Below are 25,433 nucleotides of genomic sequence, written 5' to 3'. Positions count from 1 at the left end.
CCACCAAGATTGATAAAAACCCGCCCTTCAAGTGCGGGTTTTTTTGTATAGAAACATAATTACAATGCTGGAAAAGGAAGCCAATATGAGCAATCAGGTCATTATCTTTGATACCACACTACGAGATGGCGAGCAGGCTCTTTCTGCAAGCCTAACCGTCAAAGAAAAATTGCAAATTGCCTATGCTCTTGAGCGCTTAGGTGTTGATGTTATTGAAGCTGGTTTCCCCATCTCTTCTCCGGGTGACTTTGAATCAGTACAAACCATTGCCAAACACATCAAAAATAGTCGTATTTGTGCTCTATCTCGCGCAGTGGCTAAAGACATTGATGCAGCAGCGCAAGCACTAAAGGTTGCCGATCAATTTCGAATCCACACCTTTATCTCAACTTCAACCATTCACGTTCAAGATAAACTGCGTCGCAGCTACGATGATGTGATTGAAATGGGTGTAAATGCAGTTAAACATGCAAGAAATTACACCGATGATGTCGAGTTTTCATGTGAAGATGCTGGACGTACTCCAATCGACAATCTTTGTCGTATGGTGGAAGCGGCCATCAATGCTGGTGCCAGTACCATTAATATCCCCGATACTGTGGGCTACACCATACCCAACGAATTTGGCAGCATCATTGAAACACTATTTAATCGTGTTCCGAATATTGATAAAGCCATTATCTCTGTGCACTGTCACGATGACTTGGGTATGTCTGTTGCCAACTCTATTGCCGCGGTTCAAGCGGGTGCACGTCAAATTGAAGGCACAATTAATGGCATCGGTGAGCGAGCGGGTAACTGTTCTCTAGAAGAAGTGGCGATGATCTTAAAGACTCGCGAACCCTTCCTAGGGGTACAAACTGGTCTTAAACATGATGAAATTCATCGCACCAGCAAACTTGTCTCTCAACTTTGTAATATGCCAGTGCAAGCTAACAAAGCGATTGTGGGCGCCAATGCATTTAGCCACTCTTCTGGTATTCACCAAGATGGCATGCTTAAAAACAAAAACACCTATGAAATCATGACTCCAGAGTCTATCGGCTTAAAAAACCAAGCGTTGAATCTAACCAGTCGCTCCGGTCGTGCTGCTGTGAAGAGTCACATGGACAGCATGGGTTACAAAGACGAAGAATATAACCTTGATGCACTTTATGCTGACTTCTTGAAGCTAGCTGATCGTAAAGGCCAAGTGTTCGATTACGACTTAGAAGCATTGATGCATTTCTCTAATCTTCGTGATGAAGATGATTTCTTTAAATTGAAATACCTAAGTGTTCAATCCGGTAGCATCATGGCAACCACCAGTATCAAACTGCTTTGTGGCGATGAAGAAAAATGCGAAGCCGCGGTAGGTAATGGGCCTGTTGATGCGCTTTATCAATGTATCTATCGTCTAACGGGTTACGATATTGTATTAGATAAATTTGACCTTACTGCAAAAGGCGAAGGTGAAGACGGCCTAGGTCAGGCTGATATCATTGCTAATTACAAAGGTCGAAAATATCATGGTACGGGCTTGGCAACAGATATCGTTGAAGCCTCAGGTCAAGCGCTTCTGCATGTCATTAATAGCATTCATCGCGCCGACCAAATCGAAGAAATGAAACAAAAAAGACAAGCAACAGTTTAAACCATTACTCCCCCGCTCATTATTTAAGGGGGAGGTATAAACAAATATAATTTAAGGAAGACCATTTCATGGCAGATAAATCTTACAAGATTGCCGTTTTACCCGGTGACGGTATTGGCCCAGAAGTAATGCAACAAGCACATAAAGTTCTAAACGCTATCGAAACTAAGCATGCGCTTAAATTTGAGCGTAGCGAGTTTGATGTGGGTGGTATTGCGATCGATAATCATGGCTCACCACTACCACAATCAACATTAAATGGTTGTGAAGCTTCTGATGCGATCCTATTTGGCTCTGTCGGTGGTCCTAAGTGGGAAAACCTACCACCAAATGATCAACCTGAGCGCGGTGCATTGCTTCCTCTTCGTAAGCATTTCCAACTGTTTTGTAATCTGCGCCCTGCACAAATTCACCAAGGTTTAGAAGCTTTCTCACCACTTCGTGCTGATATTTCTGGTCGTGGTTTCGACATCGTAGTGGTTCGTGAATTAACCGGTGGCATTTACTTTGGTCAGCCAAAAGGCCGTGAAGGCGAAGGCGCAAACGAAAAAGCATTTGATACTGAAGTGTATCATCGCTACGAAATTGAACGCATCGCACGCATTGCTTTTGAATCAGCACGTTTACGCGATAAAAACGTTTACTCCATTGATAAAGCCAATGTTCTACAAAGCTCTATTCTGTGGCGTGAAGTGGTTGAGGAAGTCGCAAAAGACTACCCTGATGTTGAGCTAAACCACATGTACATCGATAACGCGACCATGCAGTTGATCAAAGAGCCATCACAATTTGACATTATGCTGTGTTCAAACATCTTCGGCGATATCATCTCTGATGAATGTGCCATGATTACGGGCTCTATGGGTATGCTACCTTCAGCAAGTTTGAACGAAAGTAACTTTGGTTTATATGAGCCAGCAGGTGGTAGTGCTCCTGATATTGCAGGCAAAAACATTGCCAACCCTGTCGCGCAAATTCTATCAGCAGCGCTAATGCTACGTTACAGCTTAGGTGAAGAAGCGGCTGCAAAAGATATTGAAAATGCGGTCTCTAAAGCATTATCAGCAGGCGAACTAACCGCAGATCTTGCAAGCGATAAGCCAGCACTTAGCACATCAGAGATGGGCGACAAAATTGCACAGTACGTTCTTAACTCTTAATAAACGAATCGATTAATTTCCTGTGTGTCTTTAGGGCGCTTTAGCGCTCTTTTAATAAAATACATGGGAAATAAGGAAATAGTCATGGCTAAAACTTTATACGAAAAAATCTACGACGCACATATTGCCGTAGAAGCTGAGGGTGAAAACCCGATTTTGTACATTGATAGACACCTAGTTCACGAAGTTACCTCACCACAAGCATTTGATGGGTTACGAGAAAAAGGCCGTCGCGTTCGTCAAACTAGCAAAACTTTTGCAACGATGGACCACAACGTTTCGACCACCACTAAAGACATTAATGCCTCTGGTGAAATGGCTCGTATCCAAATGGAAACCCTTTCGCAAAACTGTGCCGAGTTTGGTGTACGTCTATACGATCTAAACAGCAAATACCAAGGTATTGTGCATGTAATGGGCCCTGAGCTAGGCATTACTCTGCCGGGTATGACGATTGTTTGTGGAGACTCACATACCGCCACTCACGGCGCATTTGGTTCTATCGCCTTTGGTATTGGTACCTCTGAAGTTGAGCATGTGCTTGCAACGCAAACTTTAAAACAATCACGTGCTAAGACCATGAAGATTGAAGTTAAAGGCAAAGTTGCACACGGCATTACCGCGAAAGACATCGTACTGGCCATTATTGGCAAAACAACCGCAGCTGGCGGTACAGGATACGTTGTTGAATTCTGTGGCGAAGCGATTACAGACCTTTCTATGGAAGGCCGTATGACGGTATGTAACATGGCCATCGAGCTAGGCGCTAAGGCCGGCCTTGTTGCACCAGATCAAACCACTTTTGATTATATCAAGGGACGCAAATTTGCACCCACTGCTGATGATTGGAATGAAGCAGTTGAATATTGGTCGACTCTAAAAACGGATGACGACGCTAAGTTTGATGCTGTTGTTACCCTAGATGCGACGGAAATTAAACCACAGGTGACTTGGGGCACAAACCCAGGTCAGGTGATTTCTGTTGATACCCCAATTCCTAACCCGACTAGCTTTGCCGATCCTGTAGAAAAAGCTTCTGCAGAAAAAGCATTGGCTTACATGGGATTAGAAGCCGGTAAATCTCTATCGGATTACTCTGTTGATAAAGTGTTTGTTGGCTCTTGTACTAACTCTCGCATCGAAGATATGCGCGCTGCGGCAAAAGTAGCACAAGGTCGACAAGTAGCGGAGCATGTACAAGCACTGATTGTCCCAGGCTCTGAACAAGTGAAAGCGCAAGCTGAAGCGGAAGGCTTAGATAAGATCTTTATTGCAGCAGGCTTTGAATGGCGCTTACCTGGCTGTTCTATGTGTCTTGCGATGAATAACGACCGTCTTGGGCCAAAAGAGCGTTGCGCTTCAACCAGCAACCGTAACTTTGAAGGTCGCCAAGGTCGTGAAGGCCGCACACACCTAGTCAGCCCTGCAATGGCCGCCGCCGCTGCCATCGCTGGTCACTTTGTTGATATTCGTTCTTTTGAGCAGCAGTAAGAGGAAATAACATGTCAGGTTTTAAACAACATACAGGCTTAGTCGTTCCTCTTGATATCGCTAATATCGATACCGATGCCATCATCCCAAAGCAGTTTCTACAAAAAGTAACTCGCACAGGTTTTGGTCAGCATTTATTTAATGACTGGCGCTTTCTTGATGATGCAGGCCAACAGCCAAACCCAGAATTTATCATGAATGCAGCGCGTTATCAGGGAGCAAGTATCCTGCTGGCTCGTGAAAACTTTGGTTGTGGCTCATCTCGTGAGCACGCACCTTGGGCACTTGCCGATTACGGTATTCAAGTCATGATAGCGCCTAGCTTTGCCGATATTTTTTACGGTAATTCAATCAATAACCAAATGGTGCCGGTCCGTTTAACTGAAGCTGAAGTTGATGAGATATTCACTTTTGTTGAGTCAAATGAAGGCGCTCAAATCACCGTTGATCTAGAAGCAATGACCGTGACAGCAAACGATAAACAGTACAGTTTTGAGATTGATGAGTTCCGTCGTCATTGCTTGCTAAATGGTTTAGACAATATTGGTCTAACCCTTCAGCACGCTGAGAAAATTTCACAATATGAAGAGAAGATTCCTGCATTTATGCGCTAATCATTCTATTTTGAAATAGATTTCACTCTAGAAAGGTCTTGTTATTAATTACAAGGCCTTTTTTATTGGCTTACAGCGGAGAAAAATATGCTAAAAGTATGGATGCTCATTATCACACTATTATCATTTAATAGCGTTGCTGCTCCAAAATCAGAGCTTTGGTCATATTGGGATAAACACACTCAAAGCCAGCAAAGCATTGATCATAGTCAGTGGCAGTCTCTATTGGATCGCTACTTAATAAAGCAAGGTGATAATACTCTGTTTCGCTACTCTTCTGTTACGCCAAAAGATAAACAAGCTCTCAAAGATTATCTTGCAACACTGGCGAATATTGACCCTCGCCAATATACAAAAGCACAGCAATACGCCTACTGGGTGAACCTCTACAATAGCCTGACGGTCAATCTGATTTTGGATAACTACCCAACAAAATCGATCACCAAATTAGGGGGATTATTTAGCTTTGGTCCATGGGATAAAGAACTGATTAAAGTCGCAGGAAAATCATTAACTCTTAATGATATTGAGCATCGAATTTTACGTCCTATCTGGAACGATCCTCGAACCCATTATGCAGTCAATTGTGCCAGTCTAGGTTGCCCTAACCTGCAGCCACAGGCATTTACTGCGCAAAATACCCAGCAGCTTTTACAGCAAAGCGCTAAGGCATTCATTAATAGTGATAAAGGCGCGAAATTAATTGAAGGAAAGCTTCAGCTATCCTCCATTTATGAGTGGTTTGCAGTAGATTTTGCAGGTTCGAAGCACGTTGTTGAGCATCTATCACGCTATAGAACGGATATCAGCACATTCAATGGTAAAATTATTTATGACTATAACTGGCAGCTTAATGAAGCGAAATAAACAACATTAGAAGAAAGAATCTGGCTGTGTTAAAAATTCTAATTCTTCTGCGCTACTTTGACGCCCTAACACTTTATTTCGATGCGGATAGCGACCAAATTGCTCCAAAATAGCCGTGTGTTTCAAATGAAACTCTCTATTTTGTTGCAGGTTGCTTTGAGTAAATAGTCGTAAACCATGCTCATGTATAAGTAAGGACTCACTATGCATATAGGGCATGTAAAGAAAGCTTCTTTGCTGTTCAGATAATTTAAGATCTACACCTTGTAACACCGCCTCTTGTGCGAGAACTAAAGCTTGCGAATCGCAAGCAAATGCGAAAGGTGAATCTCTAAACATGTTACGAGAAAACTGATCCAGAACAATGATCTCAGCTAAGCGCCCTTGCGCACAACAACGCCAACTGACAAGCTCACATTGAATGGCTCTTTGATGTAATTGAGCAAATTTTTGAGTGATTTGTTTATCTAAATCTGAGTTTGAAACAAACCAATCTTTAGGCTGTAACTCCTCAAACCAAAACTCTAAAACGTCATTATAGTTATCCATCATCGAGCCCCTATTATTTCAGTTTGTTAGTTAACTTATTATTTAAAGCCTCGCTCTTTCTTAACTACATCATAGGCGTTTTGAATTTCTTGTGCTTTTTCTTTTGCCACTTCTAGCATCTCTGGTGGCAAGCCTTTCGCTGATAATTTATCTGGATGATGCTCATTCATCAGCTTACGGTACGCTCGCTTAATCTCTTTAGGCTCTGCTGTGGCTTCAACACCAAGAATCGCATAGGCAGCTGCCAATTGATCTTGTGTGGTTGCCTGTTGCTGATAACCACCACCAGAATACTGACCACCATGACCACCACTTTGTTGAAAGCGATAAGCGGCTTCTTGCATCTTTAAGCGACGCTCTAATTGAGCTGCGTTAAATCCAAGCACTTCTGCCACAATGTGCAAAACATCACGCTCATTCGGATGTATGCTCCCATCAGCAAAAGCAGCTGAAATCTGCAGTTCAAGGAAGAATTGTATAAGATCACGTCGACCACTACTGACTTCCTTAACCCGGTTTAAGACATCTCTAAGAGGAAACGATGAAGATTTACCTTCACGAAACGCAGCTTGAGCGACTTGTCTTTGGCTTTCATCCAAGTTCATACGTTGCATCATGATGCTTGCAAGCTGAATATCTTCTTGGGTTACTTTGCCTTTCGCTTTGGAAACATGTCCCATAACCGAAAAAGCGGCTTGGAAGAACTCCGCCTGTTGAGCTGGATTAGCGGTTCTTTGATACCCACCAAAGCCGCCTCTTCGAGCCTGACTGATAGTTTTTGCCCTATCAAAACGGTGCCCGATATACATTCCGATCAGTGCGCCAACAGGCCCGCCGAACAAAAAACCAAAAAATGCGCCTAAAATCTTACCAAAAAAATGCATGCTTCTTTCTCAATCTACTAATTTTTATAGAGTAATGTTCTCTTTTAGTGCCTGATGCTCCAAATTCTATTATCATAAGGAACATTCTGCCGAGTAAACGGTCAACTACAGTCTACGGACTTATTCATCATCAAGGAAGTTTCTATTCGATGTCAAAATTTCCCCGCACCTGGCTCGCTCTTTCTATAACCACAGCATTGTGGGTTACAAATGCGCAGGCAGAAACTAGTGTGCAGGAGAACTCCCCTGAAGATCAAGGCTCAGTTGCAAATGTTGATCTCAGTGGCTCTCAGACTGACAATTCTACTGTAGAACAAAATGCAGAGCCTGCTGCCGAGTTGACAGCACTACTTTCTGCAGCCAAAGAGCAAACCTTTGATCTTACAGAGCAGTGTTTGCCCCCTGCAAATGCCGAGCAAGAAAACGCTCTGCCAACTCGTGTAGAAGCTGACTCTCTTGATGGCATTAATGGTAAAGAAGCAACTTATAGTGGCAACGTTCAAGTAACGCAAGGCACAAAACGTGTCAACGCAGATAGCGTTACGCTTTATCAAGCCGAAAATACGATTGTGGCAAAAGGCAACGTTGAGATGACCAATGGTCAAATCAAGACGACTTCAGAGACTGCCACAACCAACCTTGATACGGATGTCACTACGCTGGAGATGGCAAACTATCACCTGCTATGTCAAACCGGCCGAGGTGATGCCAAGGTTATTCGTGCTGAAGGTAAATTATTCTATGAACTAAAAGATGGCACCATTACCTCTTGTCCAGAAGATGATGACTCATGGCGTTTAGTTTCTTCTTCTATTGAAATCGATCAAGAAGCAGAAGAAGCCACCTTATATAATCCGCGTTTTGAAATTCAAAAGGTGCCAGTATTTTACTTACCTTGGTTAACAGTACCCATCAGTGATGCTCGTAAAACCGGTTTTCTTTATCCAACAGTCGCCTATGGCACCAGTGATGGCTTTGAATTAGACGTTCCTATTTATTGGAACTTAGCGCCAAATTATGACTTGGAAACCACCTTTAAATACATGTCAGAACGTGGCCTACAAACTGATGGGACCTTCCGATATTTAAATGACTGGGGCCGTGGTCAAATAGAGGCGCAATACCTAGCAGACGATCAGAAATACCCTGATCTCGGAGATCGTTGGGGAATTGGTTACTCGCACTATGGTGTGTTTGACCGAAACTGGAAAGTAGAAGTTGATTACGCAAAAGTTAGTGATATTGAATACTTCTCTGATATTTCATCCAACATAGGTGAACGAGAAGATGGCCAGTTACTGCAACAAGGTAAAGTTTCTTATCGCAATGAGCACTGGGATACCAGCCTATTAGTCCGTGATTTTCAGTTATTATCAGATACAGATAACTTGCCATATAGAATGCTGCCACAGCTAAGTGCGCATTATTTCTATCCTCAGCTAATGAATAATGTCAATTTTGACGTTATCAGTCACGCAACTCATTTTACAACAGATGATGAGCGTAATAGAAAACCTACGCAAGCAACACGAGTCCATATCGAACCAGGTGTGACAATCCCTCTAACAACGACTTGGGGCAGTTGGGAAAGTGAAGGACGTTTATTAGGTACTTATTACCATCAAGATCTTAATGATGTCGATATGAGCCACGAGGATACTAAAAATCTAGAATCTGATGTCACTCGTTTTATCCCTGAATTTCGCAGTACAGGTACACTTTTCCTAGAGCGCGATACCACCTTTATTGATGGCTATACACAAACTTTAGAGCCTAAAGTTCAATACTTGTATGTGCCGTATGAAGATCAAAGCAACATCTATAATTACGACACTTCATTATTGCAATTAGATTATTACGGGCTATTTAGAACCCGTAAGTACGGTGGTGTTGATAAGATAGCGGCGGCAAACCAAGTCAGCTATGGTGCGACCACTCGCTTCTATGACTCGAGTTATAAAGAAAGAATGAACGTTTCTTTCGGGCAGATTTATTACCTACAAAACAGTAATACCAACACAGGTGATCCTGCTGATTCAAACTATTCCGCATGGGCGGTCGAGAGTGACTTTAACTTCAATGATTACCTCTTCTATCATGGTGGTATTCAATATGATATTGGTGATGAAGAAATACAGCTTGCCGACAGCGCTTTAGAGTATCGTCGTGGGCCAGGTTATATCCAAACCAACTACCGCTATGTCACTCGTAGCTATCTAGACAAAACTGTAGGTAATTCCATTCACTTAGATCACATTACAACTGATGGTATTTCGCAAGTTGGTGTTTTAGGCGGCTATAAAATCAATAAAAACTGGAGTGTGAATGGTCAGTATTTTTACGATACAACAGAAAATATGCCTCTTGAATCTCTTGCAAGAGTGACTTATACCTCCGACTGTTGGTATGTAGGTATTACTTATACCGATCAATTGCGCTCATGGACCAGAACTCAAACACCAGATCCGGGTCCTGAATATGAAGAGAATATTAGCTTCAATATCGGCATTATTGGATTTGGTACTAACTTTGGCACAGATTTTGGTGACGGGGGTAACGCTCTAGGTTACGGTCGTCCTTTCTATTTAAATAACTAGAATGTCGCGGGAATAATCCGGTGACTCATAAGATGTATTGGAAAACTAATGAATAAGTTTAAACGACTCATTGCTTCGATGATCCTAATCTTGGTTCCTGCTATGACTATGGCAGCACCGGTTGAATTAGACAGAGTAGTTGTAATCGTTAACGATGGCGTAATTTTACAAAGCGACATTGATGGTGCAACGAAAACGCTAAAACTCCACACTCAAGAGAATAACCAAGCGCTTCCTGAGGCCAGTGTTCTAAAAGAGCAAGTTATCGATAAATTGATTATGGATAAATTGCAATCTCAAGAAGCGAAAAGAATTGGCGTAAGAATTGATGATAATCGTCTTGATCAAGCCATCAAAAGCATTGCTGAGAAAAACAAACAAAGCCAAGCTCAACTCATGGCCAGCGTTAAAGCTCAAGGGCTAAGCTATACGGAATTTAGAGAGCAAATTCGTACTGAGGTTGCCATATCAGAAGCTCGTAACGCTTTGGTTCGCCGTCGCATCAATATCCTTCCAGCTGAAGTTGAAACTCTAGCGGGAATGCTTGCGCAAGAATCCAATAAAAACGTTAATTATAATATTTCCCATATTCAGCTTCGTTTTAATGATGAACAATCTAAAGCTGAAATTGAAGATAAAGCGAACCAGTTAGTAGAAAGACTTAAAAACGGCGATAAGTTTGATGATCTTGCCATTGCCTACTCTAAAGGGCCAAAAGCATTAGATGGCGGTGAGTGGGGTTGGATGCATAAAGAAGAAATGCCAACTATCTTTGCCGACCAAATCACCACCCAAGGTAAAGATGCCATTATTGGCCCTTTCCGCAGTGGCGTTGGTTTCCACATTCTAAAGATCAATGATGTTCAAGGTCTAAAAACCGTTGCCGTTACAGAAGTTAATGCACGTCATATCCTAATTAAAACATCTGTTATTTTAAGTGATGATGGTGCAAAACGAGAGCTCACTGATTTTATTCGTAAAATCAATGCTGGCGAAGCCACATTTGGTGAGTTAGCTCGCCAATATAGTGCCGATACAGGCTCTGCGGCCCGCGATGGTGAACTCGGCTATCAAACACCAGACCTTTACGTTCCAGAGTTTAAACATCAAGTTGAAACCTTACCTGTCGGTCAAATCAGTGAACCATTTGAAACCGTACATGGTTGGCATATTGTCGAAGTTCTTGACCGTCGCCAAGTTGACCGCACTGATAGCGCGATGAATAACAAAGCTTACAGAATCTTGTTTAACCGTAAGTTTAATGAAGAAACCAGTGCTTGGATGCAAGAACTAAGAGCCAGCGCCTTTATCGAAAGACTGGATCAACAAGATGATGAAGAGGCTGAAAATGACCTGTAAACGAATCATCATCACCGCAGGCGAACCTGCAGGTGTTGGCCCAGATCTAGCGCTATCACTAGTCAGTAGTGATTACCCTCATCAATTGGTAATCTGTGCTGATAAAAATATGCTAGAGCAGCGAGCATTGCACCTTGGTATTGACGTCGAGCTAATTAATTACAATGCAGAGACTAAGCTAACTCCGCAACGCAAAGGAACATTACTCGTAGAGCATATTCCCTTAGCGGAACAAACGGTAATAGGGCAACTTAACGAAGCCAACGGACACTATGTATTAAAAACTCTAGAAAGAGCAGCTCAAGGCTGTATGAATGATGAGTTTGACGCTATAGTTACCGGCCCCGTACACAAAGGGGTGATTAACCGAGCTGGTGTGGCATTTAGTGGTCACACTGAGTTTTTTGCTGAGCAATCCAATACCCCTATGGTGGTAATGATGCTCGCTACGGAAGGTCTAAAAGTAGCACTGGTTACCACTCATATTCCTTTAGCTTATGTATCAAAAGCCGTAACTGAAGAAAGAATTGAGCAAATTATGCAAATTTTGCATAAAGATATGGTCACAAAATTTGCCCTGCCGAAGCCTCGTATTTATGTCTGCGGATTAAATCCTCATGCAGGAGAAGATGGTTGTTTAGGACAAGAAGAGATTCAAACTATCTCTCCTACTCTAGACAAACTAAGAGCGCAAGGCATGGATATTGTTGGTCCATTACCTGCTGACACCATTTTTAATCACAAATATCTGCAAGATGCAGATGTGATTTTAGGTATGTATCACGATCAAGTACTTCCAGTGCTAAAATATAAAGGCTTTGGACACTCCGTGAACATTACTTTAGGTCTACCCTTTATAAGAACCTCTGTCGACCATGGCACAGCCTTAGATTTGGCCGGCACAGGCAATGTGGATACAGGAAGTTTCCAAACTGCACTTTCCCACGCGATTGAATTAGTTGAGAAAAAACAATGAGTAACGATGTCCACTTAGGACACAAAGCGCGCAAACGTTTTGGTCAAAACTTTCTACACGACCCGTATATTATTGACGGTATCGTTTCATCTATTAACCCAAGACCAGGCCAAAACTTGGTTGAGATTGGCCCAGGTTTGGGAGCAATTACGGAGCCAGTGGGTAAACTCGTTGATAAGCTAACCGTTATTGAATTAGACAGAGATTTAGCCGAGCGTTTACGCAACCATCCAGACTTGAGTGAAAAGCTAACAATTCACGAAGGTGATGCGATGCGTTTTGACTTCACCCAACTAGTGAAGCCAAATAATAAGTTACGTATTTTTGGTAACTTGCCATACAACATCTCTACGCCGCTGATGTTCCACCTTTTTGAGTTCCATAAAGACATTGAAGATATGCACTTTATGCTGCAAAAAGAAGTGGTTAACCGTCTTGCTGCAGGTCCTGGCACTAAAGCTTATGGCCGTCTTACTGTGATGGCGCAATATTACTGTAAAGTTATGCCGGTTCTAGAAGTTCCACCGACTGCATTTATTCCACCACCGAAAGTGGATTCTGCCGTGGTTCGACTAATGCCGTATGAAGTCCTACCTTACCCTGCTAAAGACCTAAAATGGCTAGACAGAGTATGTCGTGATGGATTTAACCAACGCCGTAAAACCATTCGTAACTGCTATCGTTCATTGGTCAGCACAGAAGTTATGGAGCAACTGGATATCAACCCAGGTATGCGCCCAGAAAATCTGACTCTGAAACAATTTGTCGATATGGCCAACTGGTTAGCGGACCATCATAATAACTAATAACTAATAACTAATAACTAATGCACTAAGGTCACAGACCTTAACAAGGAGGCCACATGGACGTCAGTCAACCTTGTATCAAATGTCATGTACAAACCAAATACATAGAGGCCCAGTCAGAGCCTGATAACGGTCACTATGTATTTGCCTACATGATTACGATAAGAAACCTCAGCCAACACCCCGTACAACTCCTTTCTCGATACTGGCTAATCACCGATGGTAATGGCAAGCAAATTACGGTTGAAGGTGATGGTGTTGTTGGAGAAAAACCCACAATTGCAGCCAATGATGATTACACTTATACCAGTGGTTCAGCCTTAGAAACGCCGGTCGGGGTTATGCAGGGCCATTATGTTATGCAAACCAAAGATGGTGCGCTCTTTAATGCCCAAGTCGCTCCCTTTAACCTTTCGATTCCAAATATCATCAACTAACCAGAGGCTATTTATTTGTCCAACTATCTTGTTGGAGATATCCAAGGATGCTTGGATGAACTCCTTTTATTGCTAGAGCAAGTCTCCTTTGATTCACAAAAAGATACTTTATGGATAGCCGGCGATCTGGTTGCTAGAGGTCCTAAGTCACTAGAATCTTTACGCTTTATTCGCTCTTTAGGTGATTCAGTCAAAGTAGTATTAGGTAATCATGATCTGCACCTTATTGGTGTTTACTTAGGTCTTCATCGAGTGAACCCTAAAGATAAGACACAAGCTATTTTTGACGCCGACGATTGCAGTGACATCATTGACTGGTTAAGACAGCAACCATTGTTAGTCGAGCATCCAGAGTTTGTCATGAGCCATGCAGGTATTTATCCCCTATGGACATTGCAACAAGCAAGACAAGCGGCTCAAGAAGTAGAATCGGTGTTATCCGGTGATAACTGGCAATCGTTAATCAAAGAGATGTACGGAAACGCTCCCGATATCTGGAGTCCTTATCTACAAGGTATGGCTCGCTTGCGCTTTAATATCAATGCACTCACTCGCATGCGCTATTGCTATCATGATGGTCGCCTTGATATGGCAAGCAAACTTCCTCCAGAGCAAGAAGATAAAAGTACATTAATACCTTGGTTTGAATTAAAGCAAAGGCAAACATTACCCAAGCAGGCCATTTTTGGGCATTGGGCTGCTCTAATGGGGATAGAGTCTGATGATGTGATTGGGCTAGATACAGGCTGTGTATGGGGAAACCATATGACGATGTTACGCTGGGAAGACAAGCGCTACTTTATTCAAGCAGCGCTGTAATTAAAATAGTCAGCTCTAAAAGCGATAACCAAACGTGAGTGAGAATTGACCATAATCTGCGTAGTCAGTAGAAAAGCCTTCAATACGCATATCGGCATAATAATGCTGATCGAGTGTCGCTCTTGCACCTACACCCAAGAATAGCGTAGTGTCATCAAAATCGTCTTTCTCACCATATAAATTCCATTCTTCATTGAGTTTAACCACACCAATTGCACCATACGGTTTAATAGAGAAGCGGTCAAAATGGAATGTGTAACCGATATCCGTATCAAGCTTAAAGGTTGAGCCTTCTACTTTTAGTGTAATACCTTGCTCTGAATAGCTATCACTAAAACCAGAATAAGAAAAATTCACGCCAATAATATTATTAAACTCATAGCCATATTCTAGTTTCAATCCATTACCTAGGCTAAGGTCATCATGAGTTACATCCTTGGTTGTTGCAAAGCCAACACCAATTCGGTGTCCATTCGCTTCTTGCTTAATAACTGCAGCATCATCCGCTAATACTGAGAATGAAAGAAGTACAGTGCTTGCAACTAAAGTAGTAAATTTGTTCATTTTAAGTCTCATCAATAAAGTTCGACGCTACATCTGTAACGATTAAATAAGCGTCTTGTGTCTGGATTGATGAGAAGTATAGGTAAGCTGAATAATAAGTAGAATTAAGAAGATCTTATTAGTCTAATAAGCATTTGTTATCAGCTATCTGCTGTTTCAATTCCGAACTTATAATATTGATCAACCATTTAATTAATGGGTTATTCCTATCTTTGACATGATAGTGAATATATAAAGGCACTTTGGTAACAGAGCGATCTACATTGACCTTTAGCGGGGTTAATTCAGGAAAGGCTAAGAAAGGGAAAATAGTTGAATGGGCCATGATTGCATCACTGCGCCTGACTATATCAATGACAGGGTAAAGTAACTCAGACCGAACACCTACTTGAATATTGATGTTCTGCTTAGCTAAAACATCGGCTATAACAACCCGATTATCATTCCAGCCCTTAGTGACAAATGATGCAAATTCAGCACCTTGTAGCTCTTCTAGCTCAATAACTCTTCCTGATAACGGATGATCTTTTCTTACAATAAGAACGCCATCGATATCAAGTAACCGCTGACTATAAACCTCTTTAAAATCCTTATTTTCATAGCCAATGGCCAGCAATGAAGTTCCTTTAATCAACTGTTGTAAAGAGTCCTCCCCCCAACTTGCAAACTCCAATTGCAAACTAGGAGCAAGCTCCCTTACTCGCTCATAAAGCCTTCCAATAAGCGAGGACTCAACAACTGAGGTACAGATAATGCTGACATTATGATCAAGATATTGAGGGTTAAACTCATTTAAGCTATTTACTGCTTGAGCTAAACCATCAATATGTGGCGTGATTCTTTCAATCAACTCCACAGTAAAGCTCGTTGGTTCTAACCCTGAGCGAACTTTAACAAATAGCTCATCATCAAAATGGTAACGCAACTTTTGCAGTGCTTGGCTTATTGCAGGTTGGGTGACATTAAGGCGTGTTGATGCTTTACGCATATTGAGCTCTTGAAATAGCACAACAAGCGTCTTTAATAAATTAAGATCTAAATTGCTAAACCGATCTTTTGCCATCAATATCCCAACCGTTAATAATGATACCAATCGTAGTAAATCTCTGATTGGTATGAGTCAAATAGCGACTATTTCTGCTTATCCAAAACAATAAATTCCATTGAGTACGCATTTTTTTCATCCGCAGAATAATGCTCACTATGGGTTTGTGTCCAATCCTCTCCCCAATCAGGAAACTGCGTATCACCATCCACTTCCAGATCGATATGAGTAAGATAAAGCTTATCTGCAAGTGATAAACAGCGCTCATAAATAGAACCGCCACCAATAATCATCACTTCTTGCTCATCAGATACAAGCGCTAATGCCGACTCAATAGAAGTCACCGTCGTCACACCTTCAATGCTTAAATTAGCATCTCGACTAATGACAAGGTTATGGCGGCCAGGCAACGGGCGACCTATCGATTCATAAGTTTTTCTACCCATAATGACGGGTTTACCCATAGTGCACTTCTTAAACCAGATAAAATCTGCGGGTAAATGCCATGGCATTTGATTATCTTTACCGATAACACGGTTGTTAGCCATAGCGGCAATCATACTGATGATCATTGATGTACCTTTAAACAATAGGACGACGACGATAAATAAACAATCCGGGCATTGCCAGCCCGATTGCAAGCCCTGCAATAATAAACATTGCAGTTAAAAAATTCTCTATCAAGCTAGCAAATAGTACATGGCTATAGCCTGCTTGATTTATTTCTACCATAGCAATCATGGCATTAAAGGCATACACCCCCGGAACCATAGGGATCATTGCGGCAATGGTAAATACTTTAGGGTGGGCTAAAAAGCGATGCGACCAAGCAACGCCTATAAAACCAACAAGAGTGGCAGCAAATAACGTAGCCCATTCAATAGGGACGCCAAAATGCAGTAACAAATAGCGAGAGCCATGACCGATAGCACCTCCTAATGCGCAATATTTTAACGCGCTAGTGGGTACATTAAAAACCAATGCAAAACCCACCGCAGGAATCGCAGCAAAGAACATATCATCAATAAGGCCAAGCAACAGCGAAAGAAACTCATTCATAGTGCAACTCCAAATAGACCTAACACACCACTGACAGCAACGATCCCCAAACAAGTGGCAAGCGTTAACAAACTCCCCATAACAAAACGAGCGATACCCATATTAATGTAGCCTTTGAGGACATCGGCTACTGCATTAATCAAAGGAAATCCAGGAACCAGCATCAGTACTGATGATGCCATGACTAAGTTGGGATCATTACCAATTTCAAAGACCACGGCTTGAGCTGAAATAAAGGTAGTTACAAAGGCTGTTGTAGCGAAGTTAAGCAGCGGATTAAAGTGACGATGACCTATCTCTTGTCTCACAATCATCCCAATGGCAGAAGCAACAAATGTCATCACGAAGACTGCATTATTACCTCCTGCAAGGTGACTAAATGCAGCGCAAGATAAACCAATCATAAATACGACTAACCAACGGTTATATCGTTCAGGAGTGATCTTATCTAGTTTCTGTTGGGCTAACTCATGGTCTAAAATGCCTTTTTCAAGCATGATGCAGACTCGCTGAACTTCCGTCACCACTTTCATGTTAATCCCTCGGTCGGGACAACGACGAGTTGTGGTCATGCAGTGTTCATCAGTTACAGTTGTGATGACTAATGAACTTGCAGAAAGGGAGACTTCAACCTCATCCATACCGCAGGCTAAACCAATACGTTGCATGATGCCGCCAATCAGAGCGCTTTCAGCACCATGCGCATGTAACATTTGCCCGGCTTGAGCAATAAGGCGGGATATAGCGCGTTGTTTAGATTCCATTCTTTTCTTAAAACAGCTTAAAATAAAGTCAATATTCTATTGGGTTTGCATGTAAAACAATACCCATATCTCAAATTAAGTTGATTGAAAACAAACGAATTTTAAAGTTCAACACGGTTACTGCTTATGCGATAAATTTAGAGCGAAAATCAACAATCGTTTCAAGTCGCCTAAATCTTCGATCAATTTAAGATTCAACCAAACATAGCCATAAATATTAGACTCATCACCACCTAGTTCTGCAATATTGTCTTTTAATTCACGCGTAATTTCATCGGATCCATCAATTTTTAATCCTCCTCGAACCTCACCTTTTTCAACTAAATAGGCGAGATCTAGCAGCTCTTGTTCAATCTGTTTTTGGCAACTATTTAAAGACTTAGACCAGAGCATATTTAAATGGCTTTCTCTATCACTCCAGTATGAGTGATTCAATAACTCGATAATATTGACTAAGTTCCGTATCTGAATATTAATGGCATCAAGCAATTGACGCTTCAGTTTGGTCTCTTTTATCGAAGGTGAAACCAAGGTATTAATGACGTTCATTTCTTTGATTATCGTACTTCGAAAAGGCTCTAAACTTGGTTTTTCTAACACATTGAGAGAATAAGAAAGATGATATAGTTTAGAGATATTGGTTAAGGTACTCACCATCCTTAAACGCCAGTGTATAAAGGCTCTCTGGGGGTGAATGAGGCAAAACAAGACTGCAATGACACAACCAATAACAACATCAAATCCCCGCCAAATAGCAACATGAATATCGGCATTTGAGGCACCTAAAGTGACCCCCAAAGTAATACCAATCAGTATGCCAACATAGGGCCTTTTACCTAAAGCAAAGTAACCACTCAAGAAAATAACAACAGAGCACCAAACATACATCAGCACCATAGAGTGCTGACTTATTGCGATACCTAATATCCCTGAGGCTGCACCAATTAACGTCCCTAATACTCGATGCCAAGCTCTAGGTATAACATTCCCTAGATAAGACATCGGGCCAATCACCACAAATAATGTAATTAGGATCCACGATCGTTCGGGTAGATCAAAGAAAGACGTCACGATCAGTGTTAATACAAAAGCCACCGCAATACGAATGCCATGAACAATACGGTATTTAGAAAAGATAAACGCTTCAAGATTGGAGATCTTTTGGTTTAGATTCATAATCTCAGATCCTTGAGATGAGGCTATACAACGCACAAAAAAAGAGCCAGAAATAATTCGGGCTCTTTTTATTATGTTTAAAAATCAATTCATTGTCTACTGATGAGATTAATCACGAACGTAGATGACGTGACCATCATCTTCATCGTCGTCGTCATCCCAGTCATCATCACCTTCTTCAGTGATAACATTGCTGCCAGACATCGCATCTTTATGGTAGTCATCCCACATAAAGTCGACTTTATCTTCTTCTTCAATTTCTTCAGCGTGACGAGGTAGTGCTTCCATGAAGTCGGCTAATTTGTAGCATAGCTCTTTAGTACCAAACTTATTGATTGCTGAAATCTTAAAGTATTGCTCTTCCCAACCAAGCGCATCAACGATCTGTTGGATCACTTCATTGGCTTCATCTTCTGGCATAAGATCAACTTTGTTGAATACTAACCAGCGAGGTTTACCTGCAAGTTTTTCACTGTATTGCTCTAGCTCATCAATGATGGTTAGTGCATTTTGGACAGGATCACTTTCGTCAACTGGCATGATATCAATAACATGCAGCAATACACGACAACGTTCCAAGTGCTTCAAGAAACGAATACCAAGACCGGCGCCATCAGCTGCACCTTCAATAAGTCCTGGAATATCAGCAACAACGAAGCTCTTTTCTGGAACCACACTCACTACACCCAAGCTTGGGATAAGAGTCGTAAATGGATAATCCGCTACTTTTGGTTTCGCAGCAGAAACTGAACGAATGAAAGTTGATTTACCAGCATTTGGCAGACCAAGCATGCCAACATCAGCTAACAATAGTAGCTCTAAACGAAGTTCACGAACTTCACCTTTAGTACCCATTGTTTTTTGACGAGGTGCACGGTTAACCGATGACTTAAAGCGGGTGTTACCCAAGCCATGCCAGCCACCTTTACCAATCATTACTTTCTTGCCATGCTCTGCAACTTCACCAACAACTTCATTGGTGTGAATATCAACAGCACGAGTACCAACAGGTACTTTCAATGTAAGATCTTTACCACGCTTACCAGTACAGTTACCACCGCGACCATTCTCACCACGATCAGCGGCATAGAAACGTTGGAAACGGTAATCAATAAGAGTATTTAGGTTCTCGTCAGCTTCAAGGTAAACATCGCCACCGTCGCCGCCATCGCCGCCGTCAGGGCCGCCTTTAGTAATAAATTTTTCACGCCAGAAACTGACAATGCCGTTACCGCCATCGCCTGCTTCTATTTTTACTGTTGCTTCATCTACGAATTTCATTTCTCACTCCGTATTGGTGTGAATATCCCGTCTGGATCAACTTTAGCAGATCCAAATCTAAACAGGATCTGGGATTCTTGGCTATAGGCCCTAGATAATCATTCACTAAGGGCCTAGGGCTAAGAAACCTAGTATCCTACAAATAAAAAACCCCGCCGAATCGGCAGGGCTTTTGAATTCAGCTTGAAACTAAGTATTAATTACTCAGAGTCGATGCTAACGAATTTACGGTTCTTAGGACCTTTAACTTCAAATTTCACTTTACCTTCAGTAAGAGCGAAAAGAGTATGGTCTTTACCGATACCAACGTTGTTACCAGCGTGGAATTTAGTACCACGTTGACGAACGATGATGTTACCCGCTAGAACTGATTCGCCACCAAAACGCTTAACGCCAAGACGTTTGCTTTCTGAATCGCGACCGTTACGAGTAGAACCACCAGCTTTTTTGTGTGCCATTGTTAAACTCTCCTAATACTTAAGCGTTGATGCCAGTGATCTTCACTTCAGTGAACCACTGACGATGACCTTGTTGCTTACGAGAGTGCTTACGACGACGGAATTTAACGATTTTTACTTTATCGCCACGACCGTGCTTAACCACTTCAGCTACAACTTTGCCACCTTCAACAAGAGGTGCACCAACAGTGATTTCTTCACCGTTAGCGATCATAAGAACTGAGTCAAACTCAACAGTTGCACCAGTTTCAACGTCCAATTTCTCTAAACGAAGAGTTTGGCCTTCGCTTACACGGTGTTGTTTACCACCAGATTGGAAAACAGCGTACATATTTTACTCCGCTTTTTCCGCACAGCCTTTGCTTAATTTTAGCATATCGGGTGTGCGCTAACTAATTCATCAATAGGGCGCAGATTCTACGTGAACGCATCACATAAAACAAGCCATATTTTAAAAAAATAGGCGAAAAGATAATCGCCACATAAAAGTGTGAGAATGATGCCTTTTACAGCTGTATTTGGCAACGTTTTTTAGTGTAAAATTCGACATTAATTATCATTTTAGCTACTGCGTAGTAGCAACTCAAAACCGGAAGTATCATGGACTTTAATGCTATCCAGGCTCTTACTGCTGACGACATGGCAAAAGTGGACCAAACTATTCACGCTCAACTGACATCTGAAGTCGCTCTAATTAATCAATTAGGCTATTACATTGTCAGTGGCGGTGGTAAACGTCTACGCCCTCTCATAACGCTTCTTTCAGCTCGTGCTTTAGGCTATTCAGGAGAAGGCCATATTACCGCAGCTGCATTTATTGAGTTTATCCACACTGCTACCTTGCTACATGATGATGTTGTTGACGAATCGGATATGCGACGAGGCAAAGAAACGGCCAATGCTGCTTTTGGCAATGCCGCTAGCGTACTTGTCGGTGATTACATTTACACCCGCTCTTTTCAAATGATGACTAGCTTAGGATCAATAAGGATCCTTGAGTTGATGAGTGAAGCTGTAAACGTAATTGCCGAAGGTGAAGTACAGCAGTTAATGAACTGTAACGATGCTTCTACCACTGAAGAAAGCTATATGCAGGTCATTTATTCAAAAACTGCTCGCTTGTTTGAATCTGCCTCGCAACTTGCTGCAATATTAACGGATGCAAGTCCTGAAATAGAAACGGCTATGCAAAACTATGGCCGACACCTAGGGACGGCATTCCAATTGGTCGATGATGTATTAGATTACACTGCCGATGGCAAAGAGATGGGGAAAAACGTGGGTGATGATCTTGCCGAAGGTAAACCTACCCTCCCGTTACTGTACGCCATGCAGCATGGCTCTACTGAGCAACAACAGATGATTGTTGAAGCTATCGAGAAAGCCAATGGTATGGACCGTCTAAGTGATATCTTAGCGGCTATGCATGAAACAGGCTCTTTAGAGTACACCACCCAAGTGGCTAACCAAGAAGCGGATAAGGCTATTGCAGCCCTAGCCATCTTACCTGATTCACCAGAGAAGCAGGCGCTTGAAGCATTAGCTCATTTGGCCGTCAAGCGTAATAAATAGAATAAAAAAGGCGGATCATGATGATCCGCCTTTCATTTATTCGATCGAACCAATAGCCATTGATGCTATTTTGCGAACTCTTCACCTTTACTAATATCAGCGCTAAGGGTTTCAAGCATATCGTCTAATGCGGCACGTTCGAAGTCGCTAAGTACACCATAACCCAATACCTCTTCAACACCTTCTTTGCCAAGCTTAACTGGCTGTGCGAAGAAACGGCTATGCTCACCATTACCTTCAACGTAAGCACACTCAACAATATTGGCTTCACCTTGAAGTGCTTTGACTAAAGACAGACCGAAACGACAGGCTGCTTGTCCCATAGACAACGTAGCGCTACCGCCACCCGCTTTAGCCTCAACAACTTCGGTACCTGCATTCTGAATTCGAGTCGTTAGAGACGACACTTCTTCATCAGTAAACTCAACGCCTTCCACCTGTGATAGCAAAGGTAAAATAGTCACGCCAGAGTGTCCGCCAATTACTGGGACATCTAGTTTAGTCGGATCCAAACCTCTTAGCTGGCCAATAAATGTTTCTGAACGAATCACATCCAGAGTAGTTACACCAAACAAGCGACGCTTATCATAAACGCCTGCCTTTTTAAGAACGTCAGCAGCAATTGCGACTGTCGTATTCACAGGGTTAGTAATGATGCCAATACATGCTGTTGGACATACAACAGCAATTCTTTCCGCTAAAGACTTAACAATGCCTGCATTAACGTTGAATAGATCTTCACGATCCATACCAGGTTTACGTGCAACGCCGGCGGAAATAAGTACGACATCTGCGCCTTCTAGAGCTGGCGTTGGATCTGGGCCTGCAAAACCGGTAACAGAGACTGGCGTTGGGATATGATCAAGATCAGCTGCCACACCAGGAGTAACTGGTGCAATATCATAAAGAGCTAGATCTGATCCAGCAGGAAGATTATTTTTAAGTAGTAGAGCGAGTGCTTGTCCAATACCACCAGCGGCTCCGATAACAGCGACTTTCATTGTGTTCTCCTTGGAAAAAATAGGGTCATTCAAGTTCCGTTTATATTGTTCCGAAATTATAATATTTACTTTGCATTTACAAATGTGTAACGCCACCTTTGCGACCTTACTCACTCATCCAAGGCTGATTCATTGCATTCACAGCCCTTCATCACGAATTGACACACTAAGTCGCTCGTTTTTCTCGACTCATCGCTCGACCGCTTGGGTATAAGAACGTTATATGAGACACTCTATTAATGGGATACTGGTCTCTGATAAAAATCAAAACCAATTATATGTGGAACAAGTCATGCGAAACAGCGAAAAACAGGACCGTTTAGTCCGCGAATTCAAATCTCTTTTGAAACAAGAACGTTTCGGCTCACAGAGCGAAATCGTTGAGGCGCTAAAACTAGAAGGGTTTGATAATATCAACCAATCTAAAGTCTCTCGCATGCTCACTAAGTTTGGTGCAGTTCGTACACGTAATGCAAAAATGGAAATGGTTTACTGTCTTCCAGCAGAACTTGGAGTACCGACTGTTTCAAGCTCGCTACGTGAGCTTGTTTTAGATATTGATTACAACAACGCGCTTGTTGTTATTCATACTGGCCCAGCTGGTGCTCAACTTATTGCTCGCCTACTCGACTCTCTTGGTAAGTCTGAAGGTATCCTTGGCGTTGTTGCCGGAGACGATACTATTTTCATCACTCCAACCTTAGATATTGATACAAAACAACTGTTTGAGTCAGTCTGCGACCTATTCGAATACGCCGGATAAACCTTGATAATCTCCTTATCACAGCCTAATTCTTAGGCTGTGATTGCGATCACAGCTCAGAAAAATACCACCTCACCGCCAAAACCCTCTAACTTATTGTTTTAAAACACATTAATCACTCAATCATATTTATTCGATCATATAAGTGATTAATTTCCTATGCATCAATTGATATACGCACCCTATTTCGCATTGTTTTTTGATATGATCCAGTCACTTTTTCAACGTTTTGCCCTTCACTACTGATGGAATACTAACCGTTCCTATAACAATCTCACTAAGCTTAAAGATTCAATGAGATCAGATACATAGCAGTTTTGTAGGTGACAGATCCAATTGAAAAAGATGCCGTTTCCATACAGGAAACCTCAACAGCACAAAGAAGGCTGTTGGTATGATCATGGACATAAGGAAGCAACATCATGGCATTTAAGAAAGTAATTAAAGTAGGTGCAATTGCCGCAACCATTATGGGTGCTGGCGTAGTTTCAGCTCAAGAGTTCATTACTATTGGTACTGGTTCTGTAACGGGTGTTTACTACCCTACAGGTGGCGCAATATGTAAATTAGTGAACAAAGATCGCAATGATCACAATGTACGTTGCTCAGTTGAATCAACTGGTGGTTCAATTTACAACGTAAATACACTTCGTTCAGGCGAGCTTGATTTTGGTATTGTGCAGTCTGACTGGCAGTTCCATGGTTACAACGGAACCAGCAAGTTTTCAGAGCAAGGCCCATACAAAAAACTGCGTGCTGTGTTCTCTCTTCATACCGAACCTTTTAACATCATTGCACGTCAAGATGCTGGCATAAACAATGTGACTGATTTAGCCGGCAAACGAGTCAATATCGGTAACCCAGGTTCTGGTGACCGCGCAACAATGGGTGTGGTCATGGACGCCTTGGGATGGACAAATGACAGCTTCAAGCTAGCTTCTGAACTTAAAGGTTCTGAGCGTTCACAAGCCCTTTGTGATAATAAAATTGATGCGTTCATCTATATGGTTGGTCATCCAAACGGATCAATCAAAGAAGCAACCACTTCTTGTGACGCTAAACTGGTCCCAGCAACTGGTCCTGAAATTGATAAAATCGTAGCGGATAATCCTTACTACGCATTTAGCACAGTTCCTGCTGGCATGTACCGTGGCACAGACCAAGACGTGAAAAGCTTTGGTGTAGCGGCAACAATGGTAACAACATCAGACGTTTCTGATGAAGTCGCCTATACCGTTGCTAAAGCTGTATTTGAGAACTTCAATACCTTTAAACGTTTACACCCAGCCTTCGCTAACCTTAAAAAAGAAAATATGGTTAAAGACGGCATCTCTATTCCTCTTCACCCTGGTGCAGAAAAATACTACAGAGAAGTCGGTCTACTTAAATAGACCAAATATAAAAGGAGGCAACTTGCCTCCTTTTTCACTGACTTGTAGAAATGGGGAGCTTATCCCCACTAGCTAAACCCAATTTTCATTGGGGCTTTCTTGCTTACCACTTTTTGGTAGCACCCCTCTCTATGGCAACACTTTTAGTTAGTATTTTAGCTTGGCTT

Annotated in this window: 26 protein-coding genes; 14 read left to right on the top strand and 12 right to left on the bottom strand. The window is 42.1% G+C overall.

The annotated features are described in order from the left end of the window. The first annotated feature begins 85 nt into the window (after window positions 1–85). From leuA to A9260_RS04535, 5 genes are all read left to right on the top strand, one after another. A complete protein-coding gene (gene leuA / locus A9260_RS04555; protein ID WP_068696645.1) occupies window positions 86–1,633 on the top strand; it encodes a 2-isopropylmalate synthase in 1,548 nt (515 codons plus the stop codon). Between the two features lie 68 nt (window positions 1,634–1,701). Beyond that, window positions 1,702–2,793 (top strand): 3-isopropylmalate dehydrogenase, encoded by a 1,092-nt coding sequence (gene leuB / locus A9260_RS04550; RefSeq protein ID WP_068696643.1) that lies wholly within the window; start codon window positions 1,702–1,704, stop codon window positions 2,791–2,793. Window positions 2,794–2,877: 84 nt separating this feature from the next. Then, complete coding sequence (leuC, locus tag A9260_RS04545; RefSeq protein ID WP_068696641.1) at window positions 2,878–4,284, top strand: 3-isopropylmalate dehydratase large subunit; 1,407 nt, start codon at window positions 2,878–2,880, stop codon at window positions 4,282–4,284. Window positions 4,285–4,295: 11 nt separating this feature from the next. After that, window positions 4,296–4,898: a 3-isopropylmalate dehydratase small subunit gene (gene leuD, locus A9260_RS04540; protein WP_068696639.1), complete on the top strand. Its 603-nt coding sequence runs from the start codon at window positions 4,296–4,298 to the stop codon at window positions 4,896–4,898. Between the two features lie 87 nt (window positions 4,899–4,985). After that, a complete protein-coding gene (locus A9260_RS04535) occupies window positions 4,986–5,765 on the top strand; it encodes a DUF547 domain-containing protein (RefSeq protein ID WP_068696637.1) in 780 nt (259 codons plus the stop codon). Window positions 5,766–5,771: 6 nt separating this feature from the next. Here the strand turns inward: A9260_RS04535 and A9260_RS04530 are convergent, their stop codons facing one another. After that, complete coding sequence (locus tag A9260_RS04530; RefSeq protein ID WP_068696634.1) at window positions 5,772–6,317, bottom strand: DUF924 family protein; 546 nt, start codon at window positions 6,315–6,317, stop codon at window positions 5,772–5,774. A gap of 35 nt (window positions 6,318–6,352) precedes the next feature. Beyond that, window positions 6,353–7,198 carry a co-chaperone DjlA gene (gene djlA / locus A9260_RS04525; protein WP_068696632.1) on the bottom strand — a complete coding sequence of 282 codons (846 nt, stop codon included), beginning with the start codon at window positions 7,196–7,198 and terminating at the stop codon, window positions 6,353–6,355. Window positions 7,199–7,347: 149 nt separating this feature from the next. Here djlA and lptD point away from each other — a divergent pair, with 149 nt between their 5' ends. The 6 genes from lptD to apaH are packed head-to-tail and all read left to right on the top strand — an operon-like array spanning window position 7,348 to window position 14,192. Then, complete coding sequence (lptD, locus tag A9260_RS04520; protein ID WP_068696630.1) at window positions 7,348–9,795, top strand: LPS assembly protein LptD; 2,448 nt, start codon at window positions 7,348–7,350, stop codon at window positions 9,793–9,795. 48 nt (window positions 9,796–9,843) lie between these two features. After that, window positions 9,844–11,154, top strand: coding sequence for a peptidylprolyl isomerase SurA (surA, locus tag A9260_RS04515; RefSeq protein WP_068696628.1), 1,311 nt, complete (start codon window positions 9,844–9,846; stop codon window positions 11,152–11,154). Then, a complete protein-coding gene (gene pdxA / locus A9260_RS04510; RefSeq protein ID WP_068696626.1) occupies window positions 11,144–12,130 on the top strand; it encodes a 4-hydroxythreonine-4-phosphate dehydrogenase PdxA in 987 nt (328 codons plus the stop codon). The genes surA and pdxA overlap by 11 nt, the downstream gene beginning before the upstream one ends. Beyond that, window positions 12,127–12,936: a 16S rRNA (adenine(1518)-N(6)/adenine(1519)-N(6))-dimethyltransferase RsmA gene (gene rsmA / locus A9260_RS04505; RefSeq protein WP_068696624.1), complete on the top strand. Its 810-nt coding sequence runs from the start codon at window positions 12,127–12,129 to the stop codon at window positions 12,934–12,936. Before pdxA ends, rsmA begins: the two co-directional genes overlap by 4 nt. A 56-nt stretch (window positions 12,937–12,992) precedes the next feature. After that, window positions 12,993–13,373, top strand: a complete 381-nt coding sequence (gene apaG / locus A9260_RS04500; RefSeq protein WP_068696622.1) for a Co2+/Mg2+ efflux protein ApaG — start codon at window positions 12,993–12,995, stop codon at window positions 13,371–13,373. A 15-nt stretch (window positions 13,374–13,388) separates the two neighbouring features. Beyond that, entirely contained in the window at window positions 13,389–14,192 is an 804-nt protein-coding gene (apaH, locus tag A9260_RS04495) for a bis(5'-nucleosyl)-tetraphosphatase (symmetrical) ApaH (protein WP_068696620.1), read from the top strand. Window positions 14,193–14,207: 15 nt separating this feature from the next. Here apaH and A9260_RS04490 read toward each other — a convergent pair whose 3' ends face one another. From A9260_RS04490 to rplU, 9 genes are all read right to left on the bottom strand, one after another. Continuing rightward, window positions 14,208–14,756, bottom strand: coding sequence for a porin family protein (locus A9260_RS04490; RefSeq protein ID WP_231892567.1), 549 nt, complete (start codon window positions 14,754–14,756; stop codon window positions 14,208–14,210). 118 nt (window positions 14,757–14,874) lie between these two features. Beyond that, the gene (locus A9260_RS04485) at window positions 14,875–15,819 is read right to left on the bottom strand and encodes a LysR family transcriptional regulator (protein WP_068696617.1); all 945 of its coding nucleotides are present in this window, start codon (window positions 15,817–15,819) and stop codon (window positions 14,875–14,877) included. A 68-nt stretch (window positions 15,820–15,887) separates the two neighbouring features. Continuing rightward, complete coding sequence (folA, locus tag A9260_RS04480) at window positions 15,888–16,373, bottom strand: type 3 dihydrofolate reductase (protein WP_068696615.1); 486 nt, start codon at window positions 16,371–16,373, stop codon at window positions 15,888–15,890. Window positions 16,374–16,383: 10 nt separating this feature from the next. After that, window positions 16,384–16,860: a threonine/serine exporter family protein gene (locus tag A9260_RS04475; protein ID WP_068696613.1), complete on the bottom strand. Its 477-nt coding sequence runs from the start codon at window positions 16,858–16,860 to the stop codon at window positions 16,384–16,386. Beyond that, window positions 16,857–17,624 (bottom strand): threonine/serine ThrE exporter family protein, encoded by a 768-nt coding sequence (locus A9260_RS04470; protein WP_068696611.1) that lies wholly within the window; start codon window positions 17,622–17,624, stop codon window positions 16,857–16,859. Before A9260_RS04470 ends, A9260_RS04475 begins: the two co-directional genes overlap by 4 nt. A 117-nt stretch (window positions 17,625–17,741) precedes the next feature. Next, window positions 17,742–18,800 (bottom strand): FUSC family protein, encoded by a 1,059-nt coding sequence (locus A9260_RS04465; protein WP_068696609.1) that lies wholly within the window; start codon window positions 18,798–18,800, stop codon window positions 17,742–17,744. A 108-nt stretch (window positions 18,801–18,908) separates the two neighbouring features. Continuing rightward, window positions 18,909–20,081 carry an Obg family GTPase CgtA gene (gene cgtA, locus A9260_RS04460; protein ID WP_068696607.1) on the bottom strand — a complete coding sequence of 391 codons (1,173 nt, stop codon included), beginning with the start codon at window positions 20,079–20,081 and terminating at the stop codon, window positions 18,909–18,911. Window positions 20,082–20,281: 200 nt separating this feature from the next. Continuing rightward, entirely contained in the window at window positions 20,282–20,539 is a 258-nt protein-coding gene (rpmA, locus tag A9260_RS04455) for a 50S ribosomal protein L27 (protein ID WP_017029046.1), read from the bottom strand. Window positions 20,540–20,558: 19 nt separating this feature from the next. After that, window positions 20,559–20,870, bottom strand: coding sequence for a 50S ribosomal protein L21 (rplU, locus tag A9260_RS04450; protein ID WP_017029047.1), 312 nt, complete (start codon window positions 20,868–20,870; stop codon window positions 20,559–20,561). A gap of 269 nt (window positions 20,871–21,139) precedes the next feature. Here rplU and ispB point away from each other — a divergent pair, with 269 nt between their 5' ends. Beyond that, on the top strand, window positions 21,140–22,111 hold the full coding sequence (gene ispB, locus A9260_RS04445) for an octaprenyl diphosphate synthase (protein ID WP_068696606.1): 972 nt from the start codon (window positions 21,140–21,142) through the stop codon (window positions 22,109–22,111). Between the two features lie 65 nt (window positions 22,112–22,176). Here the strand turns inward: ispB and mdh are convergent, their stop codons facing one another. Beyond that, a complete protein-coding gene (mdh, locus tag A9260_RS04440; protein WP_068696604.1) occupies window positions 22,177–23,112 on the bottom strand; it encodes a malate dehydrogenase in 936 nt (311 codons plus the stop codon). A 292-nt stretch (window positions 23,113–23,404) separates the two neighbouring features. Between mdh and argR the strand changes: the two genes are divergently transcribed. Next, window positions 23,405–23,875 (top strand): transcriptional regulator ArgR, encoded by a 471-nt coding sequence (gene argR, locus A9260_RS04435; protein ID WP_068696706.1) that lies wholly within the window; start codon window positions 23,405–23,407, stop codon window positions 23,873–23,875. Window positions 23,876–24,297: 422 nt separating this feature from the next. Continuing rightward, on the top strand, window positions 24,298–25,266 hold the full coding sequence (locus tag A9260_RS04430) for a TAXI family TRAP transporter solute-binding subunit (RefSeq protein WP_068696602.1): 969 nt from the start codon (window positions 24,298–24,300) through the stop codon (window positions 25,264–25,266). Window positions 25,267–25,433 lie beyond the last annotated feature (167 nt).

Origin of the sequence: Vibrio sp. UCD-FRSSP16_30 (assembly GCF_001676025.1) — a bacterium.
GTDB lineage: Bacteria > Pseudomonadota > Gammaproteobacteria > Enterobacterales > Vibrionaceae > Vibrio.
Note: the sequence above shows the minus strand (reverse complement) of the source record. Positions and strands in the feature narration are given on the sequence as shown.